The following is a 23,598-nucleotide window of genomic DNA, read 5'->3' on the forward strand; positions in this document are numbered from 1 at the left end:
AGTGTCAGAACCTTTGTGGGTGAGCGCGATTGATTCTATTTTTCGGTGTGGTCGGTGCGGTCGCCGTAGATCAGGGCGAACTGCTGCAGGGCTCGTTTCCAGCCGGGGGTGCGCCCGACGACGTTGGGCCGGTTCTTGCGGCGGTCGCGGATGACCAGGTAGAGCACCTTCAACGCGGCTTAGGTTGGGAAGTGCCCGCGGCGGCGCACCGCTTGCCGGAAACGGGCATTGAGCGATTCGATCATGTTGGTCGTGTAGACGACCCGCCGGATCTCCGGCGGGAACTGCAGAAACGTGGTGAAGTGCTCCCAGGAACCGCGCCAGGTGTTGACGATCATCGGGTAACGGTCGCCCCATTCAGCGGTGAACTCGGCGAACCGCGCTTCGGCCGCATCGACCGTCGGGGCGGTATAGACCTGACGCAGCTGTTTGCTGATCGGCCCCCAGTGCTGTTTACCAGCGTATTTGAGGCTGGCCCGCACGAGGTGGACCACACACAGCTGCACGTCTGCGGCCGGCCAGATCTCGGCGATGGACTCCGGGGAGTCCCTTCAAGCCATCGCAGCAGACGATGCACACATCCTCGACACCACGGTTACGCAGCTCTGCCAGCACCGCCATCCAATGCTTGGCGCCTTCACCGCCGTCGCCGACCCACAACCTGAGCACGTCACGAGCGCCGTCGAGGCCGATACCGACAGCCACGTACACCGGGCGCGAGGCGACCTGACCATCGCGGATCTTGACCCAGATGCAGTCGATCATCACGACCGCGTACACGCGATCGAGTGGTCGGGACTGCCATTCGGCCAACTCGCCGGCCACGGCGTCGGTGATCTTCGAGATCGTCTCCCGCGAGATATCCGCGCCGTAGATCTCGGCCAGATGCGCGCGGATCTCACCGGTCGTGAGCCCCTTGGCATACAGGCTGACCACCGCCTCGTCGAACCCGGCCACCCGCCGGGCATGTTTGGGCACGATCCGTGGCTCGAACTGCCCGGCGCGGTCCCGGGGCACGTCCACGGTGACCTGCCCGATATCGGTATGCACCCTCTTGCGGCTGGTGCCGTTGCGATGATTGCCGCCCTCGGTCTCGGCCGCCGCCGCACGATCGCCCTTGGCGTATCCGAGATGGTCGGTCATCTCCGCTTCCAGGGCAGCCTCGATGACGCGGCGGGTCACTGCCGTCAGCAGCCCATCGGCCCCGGTCAGCGACAGCCCCTCGCTGCGGGCCTGCTCCACCAACTCCTGCGCGATCCGAACATCCAGCCCGCCACTAGCAGTCCGAGTTGCGTTGTCGTTCAAGGTGATCCTTCCTCGCCGAAGCAGCCGCAGGCTACTTCAGCACCTGTTCGGAATCACCTCCACCCCCAAAGTTCCTGACAGTCCCCACGACCGTGGAACGTTCTCGTGGTGGGTAGCTTCGGCTACGTGGCCATAAACCGAATATTTCCTCGCGCAGGGCTGTTCGGGTGATGACCGAGCGAGCCAGCGGCGCCGGGTGGGGGGCATTGCCACTCAAAATGAGGGCTGGTACAGCGAGTAGGTCTTGAGCTGGCTGGGTGGGAAGTGTGCGTCGGTTTGTCTCGTTTCGTAGATGTCGTACTGACCGGTTTCGGCGTTGTATATTCCGACAGTTGTATCGTCGATAGATTCCGGCAGAGGATCGTTCTTCCAAAGCCTGGTGAAATGTGGCGATCTAGCCCACGCTTCGTAGAGTTCAGCGAATCTGGCGGGGTCGGCGAAAGGGCGGAAAACGCGTACTCCGAAGAGTAGTACCTGTATGCGCTCGTATCGCTTTCTGAATCTATCGGAGTCAGGATGATTGAGCATCAGATCGATGATGTTTACAGCACTTTTGGAGCCCCTAGGTGCTGGCTGCAGCATGGGGAAAACATCGCACCATTGCTGGTTCGCGCCGCCGGGTGGGATGTCGTAGAGCCGCCCTTGGAAACACGCTGGACCTTTGTGATTTTCGAGGTAGGAGATGTCGTCGTCCGTCAACTCCGGCCACTCCTCGGTGGAGACCGGATAGAGATCCGGAGCGACCAATGCGCGCATGACGTCCGCGATGTACCACGGGACGCTCAGCAGCTCGATGAGCAAGTCGATATAGGTGTCGGAGGGGGTGCGTTCGTCGCGGATCCACTTTTGGACGGTATTGAGAGAGGAATCGAGCAAAGCGCCCAACTGTGTCAGCGTGAGTCCCCGTTCGTTGCCCCTGGGTGAGAGGTGACGGACCTTATCTGGCACGACGCTGGTCAATCTGACCCAGTTGATATATTCACCGAGAGTCGACGGTCTTGGGCCGGTGCCGAGTGGCTCTATTCGCTCGACCAACTTTCTCATTGTTGCCTTCGTCCTTCTGTGATGTGCTGCCCTCATCATGTACCTGGTAGCCACCGAGGCGACTGACTCGCCATCACCGCGCCGTGGCTTGATGAGTAATCGGGTTGCTTGCTGCCGAGACTGGTTCTGGACAGTGCCAACGACGTTCGCTGCGCTGATGGCTTTGGGTGCGCGACGACCAACGCCGAATCGACGTTGTGGGCGCATGCCGGTTTGGCCGAAACACTGATTGGCGCTGTCTTGTCGTGCCCACTGTGGCGTGTGGGGGCTGTGGGTTGACAGAAGAGGTTCGCCATGGCCGGTCTTCAGATGTCCTCCGCGCCGTGCGCGACCAGCGGTGTCTCAGCGGCAGCGGGGGCGTCATCTTCGTCATGGGCCGCCGTCAGTGCTGTCCGGAGCACGGCGGAGAGTGCGGACCGCTCGTCTCCGCGGCAGCGTAGGCTGATATGTCCGTCCGGTCGCACCAAGCACAGTGAGTCCGTGACGGAATCGCCGTACATGTCGAAAATATCGTTGCGGTGAGCGACTACGGTGTCCCTTGGCGCGGCCGTGTCAACAGGGGCCGATCTCGATGCGCGGGGGAGCAGGCCCCGATCGAACCTCCGCTGCCACCAGACTTTCCACGATCGACAGCCTCGGCGCCGTTTCCCACGCCGTGCCGGCCGCCGCCGGGTCGCGGCGATCGCCACCACTCGCAGTCGTCGGCTGTAGGGCTGCGCAGCGTGCGCGGCCCATGCCGCCAGCGCGGACTGCGGATTTCGTTGCAAGACCAGCAGCGTGTAGCCCGGATGTCGCAGCAGGTCGTGAAGCCACAGCGTGGGCGTGATGGGCACGTCAGGGGCGCGGTCTCCGGCTCTGAGGCCCTCCATGGGCAGTATGCCGGGGGGCTGGGCTATGACCTGGCGGTAGGAGTAAGAGAGTCCTGAAATTTGCTCTGCGGCAGCTCGTCTGAAGCCTGGTGCTCGGATGACCGCGCGGCGGTCCTCCATGGATTTGCCGTGCGCCATCATGAAGCTGTGCAGCCTATGGGTGCCGTCGATGACTTGCTCGGCGACCGGTCTGCGCTCCACCTCGTAGGTGTCCAGCACCTCGTTCGGAGCCTCGCCTGCGGCGACGCCGGCGAGTTTATAACCGAGGTTGAGCGCGTCCTGGATGCTTGCGTTCATGCCTTGGCCACCGGCAGGTGAATGAACGTGTGCAGCGTCGCCGCACAAGAAGATATTTCCGATGCGGTAGGCAGAGCTGACGCGTCGCCAGATCTCGAAGACGGTGGCCCACTCCGGTTCACCGAGCATGACGGTGCCGTCGAAGTGCCTGTCTATGGCCTGCTGGAACTCCGCGCGAGCGGCGTCGAGTTCGGGTTTGGCTTTGCGTGCGGGCGTGGGGTCGTGGATCAGGACCCGGTAGTTGGTAGGAAGCTGCGCTTCGGTGGGCAGCGGTGCCGTGAGCAGCATTTCCCCCCGATGGATGTCGTAATGGATATCCGCGTCTTTGTGTGGAAGGCCGAACACCGGGACATCCATCATCCTCATGCTGCCGGTGTACTCATCGCCTTGAAAATCCAGCCCGAGGAGGGTGCGGACGGTGCTTCGCACTCCATCACATCCCACCAGCCAGTCAGGGTTCACGATCTCCGCTACCACGGTGGTGCCGGCATCCGTGTGTACAAGGGTGGCAGTGACGCGTCCACTGTCACTGGTGGTGAGGGCGCGAAGTTCGGTGTTCCATTCCACGAAGACGCCGCGTGCGGCAAGCTCGGCACGAAGGACGCTCTCCAAGCGGTCTTGCTCGAGCAGGAGGATGCCCGGATATCGGTGGCTCAATTGCTCGAATGCGAGCCGCTCCGCCTCTTGTTCGTCCCCTTCGAAATGGAAGACCATCCCGCTGCTCCAGATGCCCTTATCCAGCATTGGCGCGATGATCCCTGCCCTGTCGTAGCCTTCCAAGGTTCGGATGTGGACGGTGAAGGATCTCGATGTCGTGGCAGGACCGGACCTTTTGTCGATCACGCGACATGGCACGCCCCAGCGCAGCAATTCGAGGGCGAGAGTCAAACCCGCTGGCCCAGCACCAACGATCAGAATCGCATCACGCGAGACAGCGGCTTGTGACATGGTGATCCTTCGTGCGGTGCCTGTGGCGTCCAGCGGCAAGGGAGCGCGGACCGGCTTCGGATGGCGCCCTTCCATCGCGGGAAAGCTGTGGTCGTCAAGCGCGACTCTCACATGCACGCAACGAAGATGGAATGCGGAATGACCGGCAGATACCTACCGAGGCACTTACCTATGTCACATCGTCAGGATTCGGAGCTGACGGCCGGTCTCGTGCTGCGGCGTCGATTCTGGGCGTGAGATGTGCGGGAATGCTCGCCGCTACCTCGCCTCGCGACTTGATCTTCAGCTTTTGGAATATAGCCGCGACTTGCGCGTCGATCGTCCGCCGGGAGACGCCTCGCCGTGCGGCGATGGCACGATTTGTGTACTCGGCAGCAATCAGGATGGCGATCTCGAGCTGGGGTTCCGATAGAGTGCGCCACGGCTCGGGTGCAGGCAGCGGTGCGAAGTTCATCGTCAGTTCGCGCAGAGCGACGCGGTGCACCTCGTTGTTCACAGGGTCGAGGCGGGCACCGCGTTTCTCGGCATCCGCGTAGGCGGCAGCACCGAGCACCTTGCGGGATACGGCGCGAGCCTGGCGCGACTGGTCAGCGAACGATCCCATCGATGCGATGTCGATGCCCAGGCGAGTTCGCACGGCGCCCATGCCGCCAGCGAGGTAGGCGATCTCCCTTGCCAGAGACGGATTCTGAGGGTGGCTGCTGCCGTTCCTTGTGATGAGGGCTGCCAATGCCCAAATCCGCAGCTCGACCGCCCACGCCGCACCCCACTGATCACGAACGGACAGCTGATGACGCAAGGCGTCATCCAGGATCGCCAACGCCTCATTGGGATCGCCATGCTTGAGTAGGGCGACGGCACGGCTGAGCTCAGCCCACGAAGCCGCCCACCGTGCGCCCGATACTTGCGCTTGCTCGAGGCAACGCTCGGAAATGGCGTGAGCTTGTTCCGGTGATCCGAGCAGGGCCGCCGCGAAGCCGGCGAACATGCCGGCCATCATTTCGCCGCCGCGATTGCCCAGATCACGGAACTTGTCACGGGCCCGCTCGAGCACCGTGATTGCTCTTGGATCCCGATCGCGCATCACCATTTCTGTGCCACGGGCCAATTCCAGTCGCGGAGGAAGGCCAAAGTCGATTTCAGGGTGCTTGCGCCAGCTGGCCATGTCGGTATCGGGAATGCTGGCGGCGACGCAGTCCTCGATCATACGATGGGCGTCTTGCCCTTGCCGCACGGCAAGCCACGCGATCGCGGACTTGGCAGATACCTGCAGCGCAGTCGGCTGTGGGCTGAGGGTCTCGGTGGCACGCAGACACCGCTCCGTCAATCGGCGGATATCTTGGATTCTCCCTTGTACGAAGGGGACACGGAGAGCTATCAGTCCGATACAGATTTCCAGACCCGCCGCGGCCGTGCTGGGCGAAGAGCGGGACGTTTCGATAGCTGTGAGGATGTTGTCCCAGGATGCGCGGGCCCAGTCCAGCAGTTCTCGCTCTTGTGGACTGAAGCAGCGGTCTGCGGCATCGGTGACTCGATCGCGGTAGTATCTCAGATGTCGATGAGCCAGGCAGACCGATTGATCTTCTCCGCTGCTGGCCGAGCGTCGACTCAGCTGCTTCCACGCGAACAGCCGTAGGGTCTCGAGCAGGCTGTAGCGCACCGTCGATGTCGTGATGTGGATAGTGACCAGCGATTGATCGACGAGCCTGTCGAGTAGCTGCTGTATCTCATTGCGTGGCAGCGGCAGACGATCATCCCTGTTGTCGCCGGAATCGTCGACTTCTTCACCGCACACGGCTTGGATCGCGTGCAGATCGGCTCCGACATCTGCTGCGGCGGTGTGCGTGTCGTCGGGGTGGGTGTCGTATCCGGATGCGAAGACCGACATGCGGTCGAACAGCAGTCGTTCCTGGTCGGAGCACAATTCGTACGACCATCGAATGACGTCAGTGACCTTCCTGTGGCGGGGTTCGACCCCCGCGCGGGGCCCGGCCGACCATTGCATCCGCTGGTCGTCGGCTCGGCCCGATAGTTCATCTCTGATCCCTGCCAGCGACTGGTAGCGCCGCCTGGCGGCGGCCAACCGGATGTAGAGGGGATGGTGATGCACGTGTCGGCATATCTCAGCGGCGATCTCCGATTCTTCCTCGCCGATCACCTGGTGGCCGGTGAGCTCGACACGCTGCCGAAACAGAGTTGCGGCTTGTTCCCTGGTCAGCGGTGGAACATTCGTTACGCGCTCATCGGCCCAGCCGAGGGAGATCCGGCTGGTGGCCAGGATGGTGAGATCCGGGAGCGTATCGAGGAGATCTGTGACGAAAAGTAGTATGGGGTCGAGCACGTGCTCGCAGTTGTCCAAGATAACGATGGTGCGTTGGGGGCGGCCTGGCTCATCGGTGCCGGTGCTGTTCAATGCGTCGACTAGAGCTTCCCACCCGGTTCGTCCGGAGAACTCGCCCTGGAACACGATTCGGGTGGTCTCCCGCTCGACTGCGGCGTAGTCCGAGTCTGCTGGCAGCCGTGCGAGGGGTACCCAGTGGACCTGAGTGCCGCGGTCCTTAGCTTTGACTCGACGGATCACCTCAGCTGCCAAGGCTGTTTTCCCGATCCCACCCGGACCTGCGAGCGTGACCAGCCGCTGGGTCAGTAGGTAGTCGTGGATCTGCTCCAGCTCTCGATCGCGTCCGACAAAGTTCTGAGTCGGCGTCGGTACACCTCCCACACGCCCCGCCCCTGGTTTATGCATATGCGGACTATAACCGAAAAGGATGGTCGGTCTTCGATGTCCTGCTGGCCGACCTAACTCGTGGCTGTCAACACTCATGCCCGACTGGGCGAAAACACCATTGCGACCTGGGCATCTCGATATGAACCCTTCTCGTGTCGATCCGAACGCGCTGGCAACTGAGGATCGACGAGGGGTAGGCGTGCCAACCGTATTCGGTGAGGATAGGTAGGTATGTCCATAGGTAGCTACCTATCCTTTCGGTACTTGGAAGTGTGCAGCTTTGCTGTCCGCAGTCAGTGCGTCCACCTGGACGTGCCATTACTCCCGCCGACAATCGATTGCCAACGTTTGTCAGTGGTGTAGGTAGGTGTAAGCGTAGGTAGTTCCCTATTCCAGGGAATCTTACGATTATGGCAATGTGTCGCTGGCCTACATCGGGAGGTAACTCGATGCTCAAGCCGAGTTGGTGGTCGCCGCAGAGCGAATGGTGTGGTGACCCGGCTGCGTTCGCCGGACGCTGACCGCGCGACTGGTGGTGTCTGAACGTTGGTCGGGCTGATGGCTCACGACGCCCGAGCGGCGAGGTAGTCCAGCAATGAGAGGGTGAGGATGCAGACCGGACGCCCGAGCACAACCGCGATGGCTGTGGCGCAATATCGCGCCTACCACCAGCTCGCCGACGAGCCACGGGTGTTCACCGATCCTTTCGCTGTGAGAATTCTCGGTGAATCCGTCTTAGCTGAAACGGAGTTCGACCACGGCCTGGACTGGGACCTGGTTCGTCAAAGGAGGTTGTTCATCAATGCACGCAGCCGATTCGCAGACGACACCGTAGCGGCCGCAATCTCCAGAGGCACTGACCAGGTGGTGATCCTCGGTGCCGGACTCGACACGACGGCCTACCGCCATGGCAGCGCACAGGCGCGAATCTTCGAAGTAGATCACCCCACCACACAGGAGTGGAAGCGACGCCGCTTGTCCGGAGCGCGAATGGCGATTCCGAACTCGCTGACCTTCGTTCCAGTCGATTTCGAGAACACCACACTGGCCACCGGGTTAGCAAGAGCAGGCCTCGACAGCAATCGCAGTGCCGTGTACGTCTGGCTCGGCGTTGCCGTCTACCTCACGAGAGCGTCGGTCGACGAGACGCTCCGATACATCGCCAGCCACGCCAAGTCCGAGGTGGTTTTCGACTACTTCTACCCGGTCGCCGCGAGTCCCGACGATCTCACGGCTGCCCAGGTGCAAGCACGTGCCGATCGCGTCGCCGCAGCGGGCGAACCGTGGCTGACTTTCTTCACCGCAGACGAGATACGCGACATCTTGCAGGACTTCGGCTACAGCCATGTCGAAGACCGCTCCGCGATCGAGCTGCTTACCTCATACGGCGTCCCCGTCGGCTCTCGTGCCACGGATTCGGGACCCCATCTGGTGTATGCCTGTACGGCGTGACAGCGCCACACTGCCCCTCCGGTCGCCGCGGATCAGTTTCCCGTCACGGTAGGTGAGCAGCATGTGGCGGGACGAGCAGCAGGTGAGGTGAGGGGGGTGTCAGACTTCCGCGTCGGTTTCATCGCAAGGAACGCGGTGCCGTCTTAGCGCGCATGCGCCGGCTGTCGGTCACCTGTCGACGCGGAAGCTGCCAGTAGATCATGGAGTACGGACCCATCCAGTCGTGACATGAAGGATATCGGTTCTATCTGTCCGACTCTCGAACGGGTCAATTGCGGCCGTTGCCGATCTTTTACCACTGTGCGGCCACCGCCAGGTGTCGCGGCGTTCGGTAGCGCGCCGATATAGCAATGCGATGGATGCCGCTTTCCGATGCCCGGCAACAGTGGCTGGCCTGAGTGTATCGCAGACAAGGCTGGCCGATTCTGCCGTGGGCGATGTGAGTGTAGAGCAGTCCCGTGTTATCGCCCGAATGCAGTCAACAACCGACGGAAAATATACCCAGCCTGGGTGAAATTTGCCGATATATGTCGGTGGTGCTGACGGTCCGGGGGCCTTTCTGCAAAATGTGTACAAAGTGGGTACCCCAAGAGCGTTGACACGTACATCTTGCTGTCGAAGACTGCTTGTAGCCCGAACATTCGGTACTCGATCGGATATCCCGGCAGTAGCTGCCGTAGGAATCGGCTCGTTTATAGATGGGTAAGGCTGACAATGGCCGGGGGCGGTGGGCAATTCGCGTGCGCCGTAGCTGCGCTGTGTGCTGCACGTGTACGAGATGTTCTTCCATTCGCTGTCGGTCGATCACTGAAGCTCGGTGTGAAATGTGATCAGTTCATATCGAGCGGCCACCATTTCGATGTACGGACAACGTGCGTCAGTAATGAAAGGAATACCTAACTCATGGACATTCTCGCCCTGGCCTATGGAGTTTCGAATCTCGCCTCGAGCGTTCTGTCGATCCTGGCGAACGGGATCTCGCTTCTGCACTCGTTCGGCGTGATCTAGCGCTGCGGGCGGGAGCCAGCCCGCACGGTGCGGGCCGGTTCCTGGAAGTCTCCACGGTTTCCCGGGCTCATCGCAGAGCCCGGGGATCCGCGAAGACTTCACCGTCCGCTGCTGCGCTGTCTACCGCCAATGCTTCTCGATCATTGGAAAAGGAATTCCATTGCGATGCTTCATTACTCGCTTCGTGACCGAGGCCGGTGTGGTGCTCGGCTGCGTGCAGGTCGCTGCGCGAGAAGCCTTTGTTCATGCAGTTGTGGAGGTCAGTGCATGAGAAGGCATCGCCGCTGCCCTAGGAGTACACGAGCCGGTGCGTGGGGAGCGGTGGCCGTGACCACCGCTGCTGTGATGGCGACGGGCGCCGGCGCTGCAGCCGCAGACGAAGGGGCCGTCCCGCTGCCCGGCTGCCCGGCGCTGCTGGTGTTGGGCGTGCAGGGTACCTCCGAGTCGTCGCCGACCGCCTCTCCTACGGCGGATTCGGGGATGCTCGGCCGGGTGTTCGCCGCGATGCTCGCTGAGGGAGCGAGCGTGGACCGCGTCTACATTCCCTACCCGGCATCGTTCGGTGGTGCGCTGGGCACCGGACCGGGTACCGACCCGTTCGCCTCCTCGACCGATCAGGCGCGCGCTCGACTGGACGCCACGGCAGCCGAGATCATGGACCGCTGCCCGCACACACAGATCGCGGCAGCGGGATATTCCGGCGGCGCCGCGGTGGTGTCCGGCTTCGCACAGGACATCGGCGCAGGTATCGGTCCGGTGCCTGCAGATCGAGTGGCCGCGATCGCGCTGCTGAGTGATCCCACGCGACCGGCTGGGACAGGGCCGATACCGGGTCTGGCGGGCCAGTCGTCGCCGAGTGCCCCGCCGGGCACCGACGGCACGCACACCGGACAGGTGCGGCTGTCGCCGGTCCCGGGCAGCGGCGGCATCGCCGACCGCGGCACCGACTTCGGTGCCCTTGCCGGGCGAGTAGGCGAGTTCTGCGCGGCGGGTGACTTGGCATGCGATGCGCCCGGTCATGCCACAGCGCTGCGCACGGCAGCCGGACTCGCGGCGCAGGCCGACCTGCGTGACCCGATCGCTGCGGCAGGCAGCTTGGCAGGGGCATGGGGTCAGACGGTGACCGAGGCGAGCAATGTGGTGTTGCTGTCGGATGTCACCGTTGATCCAGCTGGCCAGGTGAATTACGTCCCGACGCAGACCGTCTCGCAGCGGCTGGCGGAGGCGGCGGATCCCCGCACGCCTGCGGCGGCCGCGGAGCAGACCCAGGCCGCAGCGGACAGAGTCGGTCAGATCGTCGGCGCGATCGTTGCCGACCCGCTAGGGCAGATTCCGAGGCTGGTCAATCAGATCGGCGCGGCGGTCGGCGCGGAGGTCGCGGCGAACGCCGACCTGCTGAATCCCGCCACCCTGTTGCACTACGCGACGGTCACTGTCGCGCACACCGGGTACGGCGCCAACGGCCAGACCGACGAGGCAGCCGACTGGTTCGCCGCAGCCTCACATGATCTCTTGGGGAACGGGCAATGAGTGCCGAAGCGCAAGGCCGCACGCGATATGTCCTGAGCTCGAGCCTCATCGCCGCACCGACGACCGCAGCCGATGTCGTTGCGTCACCAAAGCGCATTTCGGAAGGGCTGCCCGACCAGTCCGGCGCGGCCCGGGCTTCGGTTTCTCCGGCGTCGATCTCCGCTGCGACGAGGGGGTGCGCACACAGCAGGGACGGGTACTCGTATGCGGCATCCGCGCCGCTGGCCCGCGGCCGAAGAGATGTGCACGGGCGCCACCATCGAGCGGCGGAACCACGATGAGCGCCTCCGAGGACGACCAGCCGCGCCACTACGATGATGGTCATTGCAGACCAGACCGGTTAGGGCTCTACGGGCTAGTGCCCGCAGACGGTCTTCTCGCGTCGGGGCCGCTCGGCGCGGAGCATGAACTCGCGCAGGTCGAACGCCGCGATGCCGACCCGGCGACCGAATTCGATCTGCTGCGCAGGATCGTGCGGGCCGCAGCGGTCGCCAGCGTAAGCGAGGGAGAGTTCGTCCGTCGGCTGCGCACGCCGCGCATGATGCTGCAGCCACGCTTCCACGCGAATGATTCGACGGTCGCAGGTTTCTCGCTGCGCGATCCGCGCACAACGCTTCTGCGACCGGAGGTATCAGACGCGGAACTCGGTGGCGATTGCTTGCTGCAGGTGCTGCGCCTGGATTGGGACTCCGGCGAACAGGCGCGGTTGGAAGCGGCGGCGGAGTGGCGACACGTGCGCATCATGGGCCGATGGGAGCGGGAATCAATCCTGTTGACCTCCCCGGCGATGTGGCAGCGAGCGCTGGTAGATGCCGCGCAGTTCAATCACCACCTGCAACTTTGCGAGGCTGCGGATCGCCACAGCTGGCAGTGGGCGGCCACCCGAGTCGCCGGTGTTCTCGCGATCTGGTCGCTGCGCACCGAACCCGCCTCCGGTGGGCCGTTGGCCGCGGCATCCGAGCAGGTTGCCCGATCCGGCATCGCCCGGGGCAGCGGTCCCCGCTCGAAGACGGACGGGGCCCCTTCGGCCAGTCTCGCGCGGACGGCGTATGTGCTGGCTCAACAATCGGCCACAGCCCACGACGCGGCGCGCGAGACGCTGTTACTCGCGCAGTTGTCCGCGTCGGTGATGCTCATCGCGAAGGCCCATCGCCGCCGCGGCGAGCTACCGGCCGCGATGCGGCTGGCAGAGCGCGCCTTGTCGCCACTGGCGGAGGTCGAAAGGTTGATGCGCGAGCGCATCGATCGGCTCCCGCCCAACGACGATGCGGTAGGCGAGTAGATGCCGCAACAGCCGACCAACACGATCTCGGCCGCCCTGCACGCCGCGCGCGCCGTCATCGACGACAACGACGCTGAAGCAGGCGGTCTGGTCGTCATTCTGCTGCGTGAGGGGCATCCGGTGACCGTGCTGCGACAGCTGCGGGGCGAGATCGACCTGGCGACGATCACAGCAGCGGCACGGTCGGCGAGCGCTGCGGTGGTGATCGTCCTCGGCACACCGGCAGCACGGGGGATCGGACCGATCCTGATGCGTCTGGACGAGCTGGTGGCGCAGCTGTCGGCCGCAGGGATCAGCGATCCGGTCGCAGTGCACGTCCCCAGCCTCGACGGTGACCAGGACACCGTCGTGACGGCCTTGATCAACACCGGCGACCGGGTCGTGCCCGCCCTGGGTTCGAACCGCCGTGCCCGCCGAAAGGGCCGGATCTCTGCGCTCCTCGGGCGCCGCCGCCCAAGCCGCGAGAGCGGGAGATCGTGATGCATTGCGACACGAAGAATCCGGATGACGACACCTCGCCGAGGCAGTGGCAGACGTTGAGCAGTGTGGTCACAGCCGCCGCGGCGGTCCCCGCGGCCGCCGTCGGATGGGCGACGATCTGGTCGCCGAACCCCGAACCGTCGCATCCGCCGAGCAGTACCAACACCGTGATCCTCGTGCCCGCCCACTCGGGCGACAGGGTGGGCTGTGGAGGCGCGGCTGAGGGCGTGATCCGCCTGGCCGTGCGGGTCACCGATAGTGGGGTGGCGCAATGAGCGCGGATCTGTTGATCCTGGCCGCCTTCGCGGTCGCGGCGGTGAGCATCAACGCCGCGATCGGCGTGGCCGCCCCACCACCACGACCTACGGCCCCCCCACACCGACACCGGTGTGCCACCGGAGCGCAGCGGGAGCTGACCATGCTGAACTTCGTATCGGTCTATCCGGTTGTCATCGCGGTGGGCACGGTGATAGGCAACGTCGCGCTCACCATCGGCGGCCATCAACCCCGATGTGCACGTCAACGCTGCCGCGACTGCCCGCGCACCCGCGCGAGGAGCCGTCGATGATTCCCTCCGGCCCTCAGAGCTCACGGCTCGAACAGACCTCAGCCGCGGCACCGGCCGTGGGGAGCGATAGTCCTCGCCCACCGAAAGAAACAGCGTGGGTGCTGGTGCAGACATTCCTGCCCGGCTCGCCGCGATCGGTGGTGGCCGAAGGTGTCTATCCCCGGCGATTCTCGCGAGTCGCGCGAACCCGCGCCGCGGGTAGTTCCACAGTGGCGCAGCATATTCCCGCGATCATCGAGCAGACCGTCACCACCGGTGAGCCGCAGGTGCGCGCACTTTACCCACCCTCGGGCGAACCGATGCGAGTGTTCGCCGTCCCGGTCCTCGGCCCGAACGATCACGTGTGGGCAGTGCAGCTATGGGCCGGCCCGCGCGATGCCGCAGCGCCGCTGCGACCGGAGGTCGGCGCCATGCTGTGGACCGCATCCGGTGGCGGACTCGTCCACACCACCAGCGCACTCGAACGGATATTGGACAGCGACTCGATGCGGTCGACTGAGCGCACGCTGCCGGACCTCATGCGTCATTTCGAACGCATCGAGGACCGCACCGCATTTCTGCACCTCTTCGGCGACACCCACACCCCGAAATTGTGGTCGGGCACCGCCATCACCGCAGGGGTGATGAGCCAAGCGCGGCTGCATGTTTCCATTGCCGCCTGCGGCAGCGGTACTGGACGCACCCGCACCGTCCAGGCCCTGGTCCACGACATCAGCGACGCGTACCCCGTTCCTGCCCCCGGAATAACAACGCGGCTGATACGAACGGTGCCAATTCCTGTCCAGCACGCCGTGGGCGTGGTGGACCTACGCACCGGCCTACTGCACGAGTGGGTCTCCCAAGGCCCACCGCCGCTGGACCGGTGGCTGCACCAGATACCCACGATCCACCCAGACGACATCACCGGGCTGGCCGCCCTACGCGCAGAGTTGCTAGCCGGGACCGAATACGCCCGAAATCACTGGCGGATGCGCTGGGACGACGAGGAGGACTGGGTTGTCGTCGCGGCCCGCTGGACTGTCCTGACCCGCGGGGACGCGCCTCAGGCAATGGTCGATGTGCGGCTGTCCGCGCCACGGCGCACACGATCCACGCCACGGCCTGACCCCGAGCAGCAAGCAAGCAACCCGCCCGGCTCGAAGCCTGACCACGCAGAGCGGGTCCTATGAACACTGGTCACGCCACACCGCAGTTACCGCCACCAGTGCGCGCCGAAATAGCCCCCGCACAGGCCCCGACTGGCCCACTGGCGCGGCACCTCCTGACCGATAGCCGCCTCACCGTGGCCGCCGGCGCACGCCGCCATCAGCACCCTCCATGATGCGGCCGCCGGTCGCGCCTCCACAGGACGAACCGGCGACAAACGAAGTCACGGGGCCCAGCTGCGACAAAACGAACTGTCGCACCAAACATCGGAAAACGGCTGGAGCGGGTATCGACAGCTGAGACAAGTGAGGCAACAACTATGAACTCACCGGATTCGCGACAAACCATGGCGAAGGTTGCGATCGTCGGCGCCGGTTTCGGCGGGCTCGCGGCGGGAATTGCGCTACGCGAGAATGGGATCGATGACTTCCTGATCTTCGAGGAGGCCGACGATGTCGGAGGTGTTTGGCGAGAGAACACCTACCCTGGATGCAACTGCGACGTACCGTCACATCTGTATTCGCTGACCGCACAACCGTATCGCGGCGAGGTCCGCTATCCGGGACAGCGGGATATCTTGGACTATCTGCGCCAGGTCGTCGGTGACCACGGGCTGCGCCCGCATCTGCGTCTGCGCACCGCCATCGCCCAGGCGGCCTTCGACGAGGACACTGGTCGCTGGCGGCTCACCACCGCCCAAGGACATATCGTCCACGCCGAGATCGTGATTTTCGCTGTGGGGATCCTGCACCGCCGGCATCTGCCCAACATCCCCGGCCGCGACACCTTCGGCGGGGATTGGTTTCACTCCGCACAGTGGGACCACACCCGAGACCTGCGGGGCCGACGGGTCGCGGTCGTCGGCACCGGCGCCAGCGCCGTGCAGTTGGTCCCGGAACTGGCGGCGATCGCCGCGCAGGTGCGCGTGTTCCAACGAACTCCGACCTGGGTGCTGCCCAAACCCCGCCCCGAGTTCGGATGGCTCACCCGCACGCTGCTGCAGCGGATCCCGATCACCCACGAGCTGTATCGCGCACTGGTGTATTACATGGCAGATCTGGTGTTGGCTCCGGTGATGACCGGCGGATGGTCGGCGCGCCCTGCCGAATGGGCCGCCCGTGCCTACCTGCGCTGGCAGGTCCGCGACCGGCGGCTTCGTGACGCGCTGACTCCACAGCACCGTATAGGCGCCAAACGCATACTGCTGTCGCGCAGCTACTATCGTGCGCTCGGCCGCGACAGCGTCGAGCTCATCACCACCGCGATTCACAGCGTCACCCCGACCGGCATCCGCACCGAAGACGGTGTCGTGCACGAGGTCGACACGATCGTCTATGCCACCGGGTTCCGCGCCACCGAGTTCCTGGAGCCGATCCGAGTCGTGGGCCGCGGCGGCATGCTCCTGCACGAATACTGGAAGAACGGGGGCGGAACATTCCTCGGCCTGGCCGCGCCGAAATTTCCCAACGCCTACTTCCTGGCCGGACCGAATACGTTCAACGCTGCCGGCTCCAACATCGGCATGAAGGAATCCCAGCTGCGCTACATCATGGCCGCGATCCGGCTGCGCGAAACCTCCGGCGCGGCCGCGCTCGAGGTCAGGGCCGGCGCCATGGCGACTTATGACCGGTGGCTGCAGGCGGCAATCGCTCGAACCGTTTGGTCGACCGGGGGACCGAGTTGGTACAAGACCGCCTCCGGGCGGGTCGTCACGCCGTGGCCGTCGACCGCCCGGGCGTATGCGCGGATGACCGCCCGTGATCCTGCCCTGGACCTCGGCCCGGTGCCGCTGCGTGGACGCGCACCCGCGCAACGCCCCACCGGCCCAGCGGTCACTGCCCGACGCGCGCACACCCTCCCACGCGCATCACACACCGCCACGCCGTAACCGCCAGCCGCGACGGCATAACCACCCACTCTCTCTCCACCGAATCGAGGACTTGTCATGACCACATCCGCCGCGCCCGATGGCCGCGCCTACTGGCATTCCATCCACTCCACCCGCACCCACAGCCCAGCCCCCGCAGCCTTGCGCCACACCCTCGCAGGCACCGGAACCCTCGACCAGCGTCGGGTCCGCGACATCATCGCCGCACTCGATGACCGTCCCGTGCCGGGCCGCAGCTACACCGACACCGCCCACCACGGCTACGAACTGATGGCCCAGATCGTGGCCGCGCTCGGCGGCTCAGCCACCGACATCGCCAGCAATTTCCCACTCCTGTGCGCCATCTACGACTCCGCCGCCATCCACGCCCCACGACTGCTGACCGTGCTGCACGGATTCAATCTCGGCATCGCGCCCATCCTGCGCTTGGGCAGCGGATCCGACTACCAGCAGTCCTTGCTGCACGCGCTCGAGGACGGCACCGCCAGCGGCGCGTTCGCAGGCACGGAACTCGGCCACGGCACGAACCTGGCTGGTCTGCAGACCGAGGCGATCTGGCAACCGCAGCAGCGTCGATTTCTGCTCCACACCCCCAACGCTGCGGCGATCAAATGGATGCCGAACATCGCTGATCCCGCCGTCTCCAAGATCGGGATCGTCCTTGCCCGCCTCTTCGCTGCGGGCACCGACGAGGGGGTCTGGCCGTTTTTGGTCGTGCTGCGCGATGCCGACGGCGAGCTCACCGACGGCATCGAGTTGTCTGCGCTGCCTCCGTCGGTGGGTGGGCCAGAGATGGATCACGCGGGGTTCCGATTCGTCGAGAAACCGCTGCCCGCGGAGTCGCTGCTGTGCGGGCAGCTGGCCCACTTCGATGACGAGGGCCGGTTCCACTGCGCTTTGAGCCGACACCAGCGCTTCCACGCAGCTATCGGCACCATCGATTCCGGGCGCGCTCTCTACGCCGGCGCGGCGCTGGCCAGCGCCCGGGCGGGATGGAGCATCACCACCCGCTACGCCCGTCAGCGGCTGACCGCTGGCGGTGTCCTACTCGGTGACCGTGACGGCATCCAACGCGATCTGGTCTCCGCGGCCGCGCGCATCACCGCCGCCACCGCGTTGAGCAACCTCACTCGCGCCCGGTTCACCACCCGCGACGGCCGCGTACCGGATCCGACTGCCGCGCCGATGGCGATGCTGGCCAAACCCCTGGCCACCTACACCGCACGCGACGTGCTGACAACGTGCCGTGAAATCGTTGGTGCGCAGGGTTTATCGAGCATGAACTACTTCGGGGATTACATTGCCCGGGTGGCCGGGACGGTCACCGCCGAGGGCGCCAACAGCGCGTTGTTGGTGGCGGCCGGTCGCAGTATCGAACTCGTCGCCGCCGGTCGCGCCCCCCGATATACCGATATCTCCCACCTGCGGGTCGTCGACGAGCGCGCACCATTGCCGTGGTGGAACGCGATGCTGCGCGAGCGGGAGGAGGCGATCGTCGCTGCTGCGCGAGAAGGCGCACTCACCGGTGGCGGCGTCGTCGGAGCCGACACCGCCGCCACTGAGGTGGCGATCGCCGTGACCGACCGGCTGGCCTCCGACGCTGTGATCGCGGCCGCCACCGCCACCGACGACCCCGAAGCCGAGGCCATCCTGCGGGATCTGGGTGCTGTGTTCGCGCTCGAGCGCATCAACGCCCACGCCGCCTGGTATGCCGCCCACCGGCAGCTGCCGGCCAAACGTGCCGGTGAGGTCCAGCGGCAGCTGACCGACCGCTACGCCGCGCTCGCAGCACACCTGCACACCACCGTGCTCGATGCCTTCGGTGTCCCGCCCCTGCCCGCGCTCATCGACCAGCCCGACTACATCGCCGCCTGGAGCGAGCAGTTGGGTTGGCGCACCGAGGATTTCAGCGAGGTCACCGCCGAGCGGGCCAGCAGCGCGTCCGGTCCCCGCAAGGCCTGACCGTTTCGGGTTTCGATACGCCGAAGAGGAGAGGTGGGCAAGTGTGGAGCTGGAGCCGCACTGTCGTCGAGCACGCTGAAGCGGCGTCGTTCACCGCTTGGAGATATCCACCCCGTCAGTACGGAACACACAACTGCTTGCCGGACTGCAACTCGGCGCGATTGTCGACACCTCGCCGTGGGCGGCGGGTGCGGATTCGGAATATTTGGAGGCGGCTTCTCCGGCACGGACGGTGCGAGGTCCACAACGACGAGCGTGTCGACGTCGATGAGTTCGGTCCTGCTGCGTGAGGAGACGGCCGGTTCGGGATGTCCCCGTCGCTGGGATCGCGCCGGGACTGGCCAGAACAAGTCGAAGGGGCTGATCGAAGAGCGCCCGACGCGCGTGCGTGCGAGCCGTCCCGGCCCACGAGGCCGGGGCGGCTGGACCCGCCAATGCGAGCGAACCCGACTTCGGCGGCGCGATCACCTCTGTCGCCGACTATGGTTCACAGGCGCGCCTACACGGCCGCGGTCTTAGCGGTGTGGTCGCCTGAGCCTGTGACACAGTGCGCAGACAACACCTCGCACGCGGGCCGTTCGGAAAACGCAGAAGCGCAAACCTCAGCGTGTCGAGCCGCCGAAGCCGAAGTTCGCACGACATGGCCCGCTTGGAACCAATTCTGAAAGAGCGAGGAGTGAAGACCGAAGTCGAGCACTGGCTCTCTCGCTCCGCTTCGAGGGACGTCGGTGGTGTCTCCATGGATACGCCGGATGCCCGATCCAGGGCTAGCCAGTATCTCAGACCTCGGTGGCATCGCCCCTGATGACTGATCTGATGCTGCTGGAGGATTAGACTCAGCGCGAGAATTGAATCACGCACGCCCACATCATGTCTCGCGATAGGTGATGTTGTGCACTGACCTCCCGGCCCGAACCGAAGCCCGAATGGTCCAGCGGTTGCCACGTCTGGAAAGGCAGGGGAAGTCAGCGCACGCGGATCCGGTGCTGCCTCCTCCGGGGGCAGGAGGCAGCACCGGCAGGAACTCGTCGGTGGGGGTATCGGCCGGGAAGGCCCGGCGCAAGTTGAGTTCCCGTCTTCTTCTGCGCAGCAGAATTGTTTCTGCCGAATTCCACGATACTCGCTTCCGATCGCGATTTGTCAATGCCGTTAACACACCCACCGTGGGTGACTTTTCATGCTGCGCTATAAGCAGATAGCGAAATGTACCCAGCCTGGGCGCATTTCCTGGAAGCGGCACGCGGGTAAGCCGCCGAAGGTCTGGAGATGCTGCCAAAGCTATGGATAGCAGCGCAACCCGTCGTTCAGCGGTTCAGCGGTTCAGTGGTCGATGCTGTTGGGGCGCACGTCGCCCCACCGATTGTGAATCTGGAATCTTTTGTCGTTGCGGTTATCGCCTCGGCGACTTACAGTACGAATGCGCCCCTTGGATGGGGGTTTCCCGGTATCTCGCTGGTGGCGGAACCGGATGTGGCGTCGTTTTCCGTGTGTCGGCAGTGGCCGGCACGTGAGCGGCTTTCGGAATCGCGTGTATTCCAGCGTGCATGTATTGGTCGTATTCGATCATCGGCTGCGCCTTTGTTGCGGGTGATCTTGCCCGCCCATCCGGGGCTGCACGCTCGCTGTGGTGCTCGCGCGCACTCATCGAACGAGGGGTATCGAAGAATGGACACACCCACGCGACGGCATCTCGCCCGAGCGGTGGCGCTGAGCGCACTGCCGGTGGCCATGGTGGTCGCAGTCGCCGGAGTTGGCGCTGCTGATCCGGGGCAGGGCCTGGCGCCGGTGAATCAGCAGAGTCAGCTCACTGCCGACGCGGGCGTGACTGCGCCGCCTGCGGAGTCAAAGTTTTCCACCGGAGTCGAGGCAGTGCCTATCCCGGCGCCGATGCCTGATCCGGTGCCCGACATCACCCACCAGGTCCTCGACGCGATCACCTCGCTGACGGAGGAACTGGTGGGCGCCCTCGCCGAGGCGCTGCCGCGGCCTCTGTGGCTGGGATCCGGACGATGAGGCTTCCCGTCCGGGCAGCAATCCGGCGATCCCTTGCAGTGTCGGTGAGAAAGTCGCGGCGGGGGATCGCTGCGGACGTTGTGTTCGCCCCCTTCTCGCCGCAGACAGCGGGATCCGATCACGGGTTCATGCCAGCGCGTTCGGCGCCTTTCGAGTCGGGTTCGAGGATCTGAGGACGATATGACTGTTCGACGTCAGCCGATGCTGGCTTTCGCGGCGACAGCAGTGGCCGCCGCGCTGGCTGCGGGGCCTGCGTATGCCGCGCAGCCTGGGCTGGAATCACCGGGCCAAGGACAGCCCGGTTTGAGCACGACACCTCCTGCACCGGCACCGGCACCGGCACCTGCGCCTGCGCCGCCGGAGGACACACCCACTGTGGTGGATCTCCTACCCAAGCCTGCGCGACCGCGCCCGAGCCAGCAGACGCAACCGGTGGTCACGACCCGTCCGCCGGCTGCAGCACCGGCACCCGAGCCCGAAGCGGACTCTGGTGAGGCAGAAGCTCAGCAGGCGCAGCAAGCACCCGCGCCTGAACCGGTCGCGCCTGGTGTGCAGCCGCGGACGCTGCGGTTCGGCACGGAGACGGTGGCGGTGCCGGAGTGGGTTCCGCCGGAAGCTCAAGCGGTCGCACAGGATCTCGCTGATACCGCCGAGTGGTGGATCGCGGCGGGTTTCGACGCGGCGGGACTGCCCATCGATCAGTCCGATCGGCGCGCGGCCGCGACCATGGTCGGCGGCGTCGCAGGCTGGAGCGTCGGGGCCAACGCGGGCGGGTTCGTCGGCGGCTTGACCGGCTGCGCTGCGGGCATGGCGGTCGGTGGCGTCGCTGGCGGTGTGATCGGTGGCGCTGTATCTGGCGGTGCCTTGGCGCCGTTCGGGGCGTTCGCTGGCGGCTTGGCCGGGTGCATGGCCGGCGCGGCGATCGTGGGCATCCCCGCCACGGTCGCCGGAGGAGTCGTCGGCGCCAGCATCGGCGCGGCAGCGGCCGCGGCCCTCGGGTCCGACACCCACCTCGACCCCGCCGAGCCGCCCTCGGACCAGACCACCGACACTCCTGCCGCGCAGCAGGATCCGGACACGACGACCGTCGACGAGGACGTCGATGCGTCCGCCGGGACTGACGAGGACTGCGCGTGATCACGCCGCTGCGGCGGCTGCCGGCTGCGCTGCGGGCATGGCGGTCGGTGGCGTCGCTGGCGGTGTGATCGGTGGCGCTGTATCTGGCGGTGCCTTGGCGCCGTTCGGGGCGTTCGCTGGCGGCTTGGCCGGGTGCATGGCCGGCGCGGCGATCGTGGGCATCCCCGCCACGGTCGCCGGAGGAGTCGTCGGCGCCAGCATCGGCGCGGCAGCGGCCGCGGCCCTCGGGTCCGACACCCACCTCGACCCCGCCGAGCCGCCCTCGGACCAGACCACCGACACTCCTGCCGCGCAGCAGGATCCGGACACGACGACCGTCGACGAGGACGTCGATGCGTCCGCCGGGACTGACGAGGACTGCGCGTGATCACGCCGCTGCGGCGGCTGCTGGCGGTAGCCGCGATCACCGCGACAACGACGGCGGCTGCCGTGGCGGCAGCCGCGCCGGGCACGTGGGCACAACCAGCCACCGGCCGAAACTGCCCAGCGCTGTTGGTGATCGGCATTCAGGGGGAGGGCCAGGCCGCGGCCGACGCTGCCCCCGACACCGACTCCGGAGTGCTGGGTCAGGTGTTTCGTCCGATGCTATCGGCTGCCGCGCCGGGGTCGGTGCAGCGGGTCTACGTGCCCTGGCACGACCCCACCGCCCCAGCTGTCGCGGGCACTACAGGCGGTGGCGGGTTCGCAGCCAGTGTTGACGCCGGGGTCGCGGCGGTGTCGCAGGCTGCCTCTGAGTTCGCGTCGCGATGCCCGAGCGGGCAGGTTGCGGTAGCGGGCGCGGCGCAGGGCGCGCAAGTCGCCTCGCAGTTCGCGCAATCTGTAGCGCGTGGGGCCGGCGCTGTCGCCGCCGAGCGTGTGGCAGGGGTGGCGCTGTTCGGTGATCCCAGCCGCAACCCCTCGGCGGCATTGTTTCCCGGTCAGCCGGGCAAGACGGTGCCCGATCCGGCGCCGGGAACCAGCGGCGGCACGGTGGCCCGGCTTCAGGCGCTGCCGCAGCAGCCGTTGACCGGCGGCGGTATCGGGCCGCAACGCGGCGCGGTGGCCGACTTCGGGCCTTTGGCGGGGCGGGTGGCAAGTTTCTGCGTCGCTGGCGATTTGGCGTGTGACACCCCGGCGCAGGCCCCGATCTTGCGGGTGGTGTCCAACATCGTCGCGGCGGCCGATCAGTCCGGCGGTGACCCGCTGCGCGCGTTGGCGTCGGTCGCACAAGCGTTGGCGTTCACCGCCATCAAGACCGCGACCAGCGTGGTGAACAACGACGTGCAGGGCACGTCGTTGGCGTCGCTGTCGCTGTCCTCGCGCACGTCGCTGTCGGCGCGAATGGCCGAGGCGTCGGATCCGCGCACCCCGCTGGAGATCAACGACGTGTTCAAGGCGCTGCTGAAAGTGGGCACGATCGCGTTGAATTCGGTGATCACGGTGGCCAAGGCGGTCATCACGCCGGGCAACATCGCCGAGGTCGCCGCCGCGGGGCTGGCGAACCCTGTCGCGGGGTTGGCTGTTTTGGGGCAGAAGCTGTTGGGTGCATTGCCGCAGCTGGTTCCGCCGACGACGGTGTCTCGGCTGGTCAACCAGGCGTTCGAGGCGGTGGTCGCCAACGTCACCGACAACACCGGCCTGGTGGACACCACCACCGGGGTGAAATACAGCGACGCGATCAGCAGCCGCGGCGCCTACACCGCCAACCCCGTCGCCGCCGACGGCGCGACACCCGTGCAGTTCACCGCCGACTGGTTCGGTGCCCTCGCCCGGGATCTCACCGCCCGCCCGGCACCCACCACTGTGCCCTCGACAACTACCGCACCTCCGAACAGCGGCTGGTCGATCGGCGGCGCACCCTCGACGACCGCGCCGACGACCAGCAGCCGACCGGGCGGTGGCGGGCTGTTCGATTCCTGGCCGTCTTCGACCGGCCCCACACCGTGATGTCTGGTCGGGTCG

16 protein-coding genes and 1 pseudogene are annotated in these 23,598 nt (G+C 65.7%); 13 read left to right on the plus strand and 4 right to left on the minus strand.

Translation table 11 applies throughout. The features are described from left to right. Positions 1–35: 35 nt before the first annotated feature. The 4 genes and pseudogenes from IU450_RS41525 to IU450_RS37585 all read right to left on the minus strand — a co-directional run bounded on the left by IU450_RS41525 (position 36) and on the right by IU450_RS37585 (position 7,209). Positions 36–1,305: pseudogene (locus IU450_RS41525) on the minus strand (IS256 family transposase). Between the two features lie 213 nt (positions 1,306–1,518). Next, entirely contained in the window at positions 1,519–2,349 is an 831-nt protein-coding gene (locus IU450_RS37575; RefSeq protein ID WP_195154474.1) for a helix-turn-helix domain-containing protein, read from the minus strand. Between the two features lie 305 nt (positions 2,350–2,654). Then, the gene (locus IU450_RS37580) at positions 2,655–4,580 is read right to left on the minus strand and encodes an FAD-dependent monooxygenase (protein WP_195154475.1); all 1,926 of its coding nucleotides are present in this window, start codon (positions 4,578–4,580) and stop codon (positions 2,655–2,657) included. 52 nt (positions 4,581–4,632) lie between these two features. After that, entirely contained in the window at positions 4,633–7,209 is a 2,577-nt protein-coding gene (locus IU450_RS37585) for an ATP-binding protein (RefSeq protein ID WP_195154476.1), read from the minus strand. 621 nt (positions 7,210–7,830) lie between these two features. Between IU450_RS37585 and IU450_RS37590 the strand changes: the two genes are divergently transcribed. The 13 genes from IU450_RS37590 (at position 7,831) to IU450_RS37650 (ending at position 23,583) form a co-directional block, all read left to right on the plus strand. Further along, the gene (locus IU450_RS37590) at positions 7,831–8,643 is read left to right on the plus strand and encodes a class I SAM-dependent methyltransferase (protein ID WP_228835686.1); all 813 of its coding nucleotides are present in this window, start codon (positions 7,831–7,833) and stop codon (positions 8,641–8,643) included. A gap of 1,335 nt (positions 8,644–9,978) precedes the next feature. Next, positions 9,979–11,181: a cutinase family protein gene (locus tag IU450_RS37595; RefSeq protein ID WP_324197966.1), complete on the plus strand. Its 1,203-nt coding sequence runs from the start codon at positions 9,979–9,981 to the stop codon at positions 11,179–11,181. Positions 11,182–11,458: 277 nt separating this feature from the next. Beyond that, positions 11,459–12,463: a hypothetical protein gene (locus IU450_RS37600; protein ID WP_195154478.1), complete on the plus strand. Its 1,005-nt coding sequence runs from the start codon at positions 11,459–11,461 to the stop codon at positions 12,461–12,463. After that, positions 12,464–12,943 (plus strand): hypothetical protein, encoded by a 480-nt coding sequence (locus IU450_RS37605; RefSeq protein ID WP_195154479.1) that lies wholly within the window; start codon positions 12,464–12,466, stop codon positions 12,941–12,943. Further along, the gene (locus tag IU450_RS37610) at positions 12,943–13,218 is read left to right on the plus strand and encodes a hypothetical protein (protein ID WP_195154480.1); all 276 of its coding nucleotides are present in this window, start codon (positions 12,943–12,945) and stop codon (positions 13,216–13,218) included. Before IU450_RS37605 ends, IU450_RS37610 begins: the two co-directional genes overlap by 1 nt. Beyond that, on the plus strand, positions 13,215–13,511 hold the full coding sequence (locus IU450_RS37615; protein ID WP_195154481.1) for a hypothetical protein: 297 nt from the start codon (positions 13,215–13,217) through the stop codon (positions 13,509–13,511). The genes IU450_RS37610 and IU450_RS37615 overlap by 4 nt, the downstream gene beginning before the upstream one ends. A 98-nt stretch (positions 13,512–13,609) precedes the next feature. Then, on the plus strand, positions 13,610–14,680 hold the full coding sequence (locus IU450_RS37620) for a GAF domain-containing protein (RefSeq protein ID WP_195154482.1): 1,071 nt from the start codon (positions 13,610–13,612) through the stop codon (positions 14,678–14,680). Between the two features lie 323 nt (positions 14,681–15,003). Next, complete coding sequence (locus tag IU450_RS37625; RefSeq protein ID WP_195154483.1) at positions 15,004–16,545, plus strand: flavin-containing monooxygenase; 1,542 nt, start codon at positions 15,004–15,006, stop codon at positions 16,543–16,545. Positions 16,546–16,602: 57 nt separating this feature from the next. Then, positions 16,603–18,507 (plus strand): acyl-CoA dehydrogenase family protein, encoded by a 1,905-nt coding sequence (locus IU450_RS37630; RefSeq protein WP_195154484.1) that lies wholly within the window; start codon positions 16,603–16,605, stop codon positions 18,505–18,507. A 1,266-nt stretch (positions 18,508–19,773) separates the two neighbouring features. Beyond that, complete coding sequence (locus tag IU450_RS37635; protein ID WP_195154485.1) at positions 19,774–20,520, plus strand: hypothetical protein; 747 nt, start codon at positions 19,774–19,776, stop codon at positions 20,518–20,520. Between the two features lie 591 nt (positions 20,521–21,111). Next, positions 21,112–21,657, plus strand: coding sequence for a hypothetical protein (locus tag IU450_RS40795; protein ID WP_195154486.1), 546 nt, complete (start codon positions 21,112–21,114; stop codon positions 21,655–21,657). 124 nt (positions 21,658–21,781) lie between these two features. Further along, positions 21,782–22,024, plus strand: coding sequence for a hypothetical protein (locus tag IU450_RS37645; RefSeq protein ID WP_195154487.1), 243 nt, complete (start codon positions 21,782–21,784; stop codon positions 22,022–22,024). Continuing rightward, positions 22,021–23,583, plus strand: a complete 1,563-nt coding sequence (locus tag IU450_RS37650; protein WP_195154488.1) for a cutinase family protein — start codon at positions 22,021–22,023, stop codon at positions 23,581–23,583. The genes IU450_RS37645 and IU450_RS37650 overlap by 4 nt, the downstream gene beginning before the upstream one ends. Positions 23,584–23,598 lie beyond the last annotated feature (15 nt).

Origin of the sequence: Nocardia abscessus, assembly GCF_015477775.1 — a bacterium.
GTDB classification, from domain to species: domain Bacteria; phylum Actinomycetota; class Actinomycetes; order Mycobacteriales; family Mycobacteriaceae; genus Nocardia; species Nocardia abscessus_A.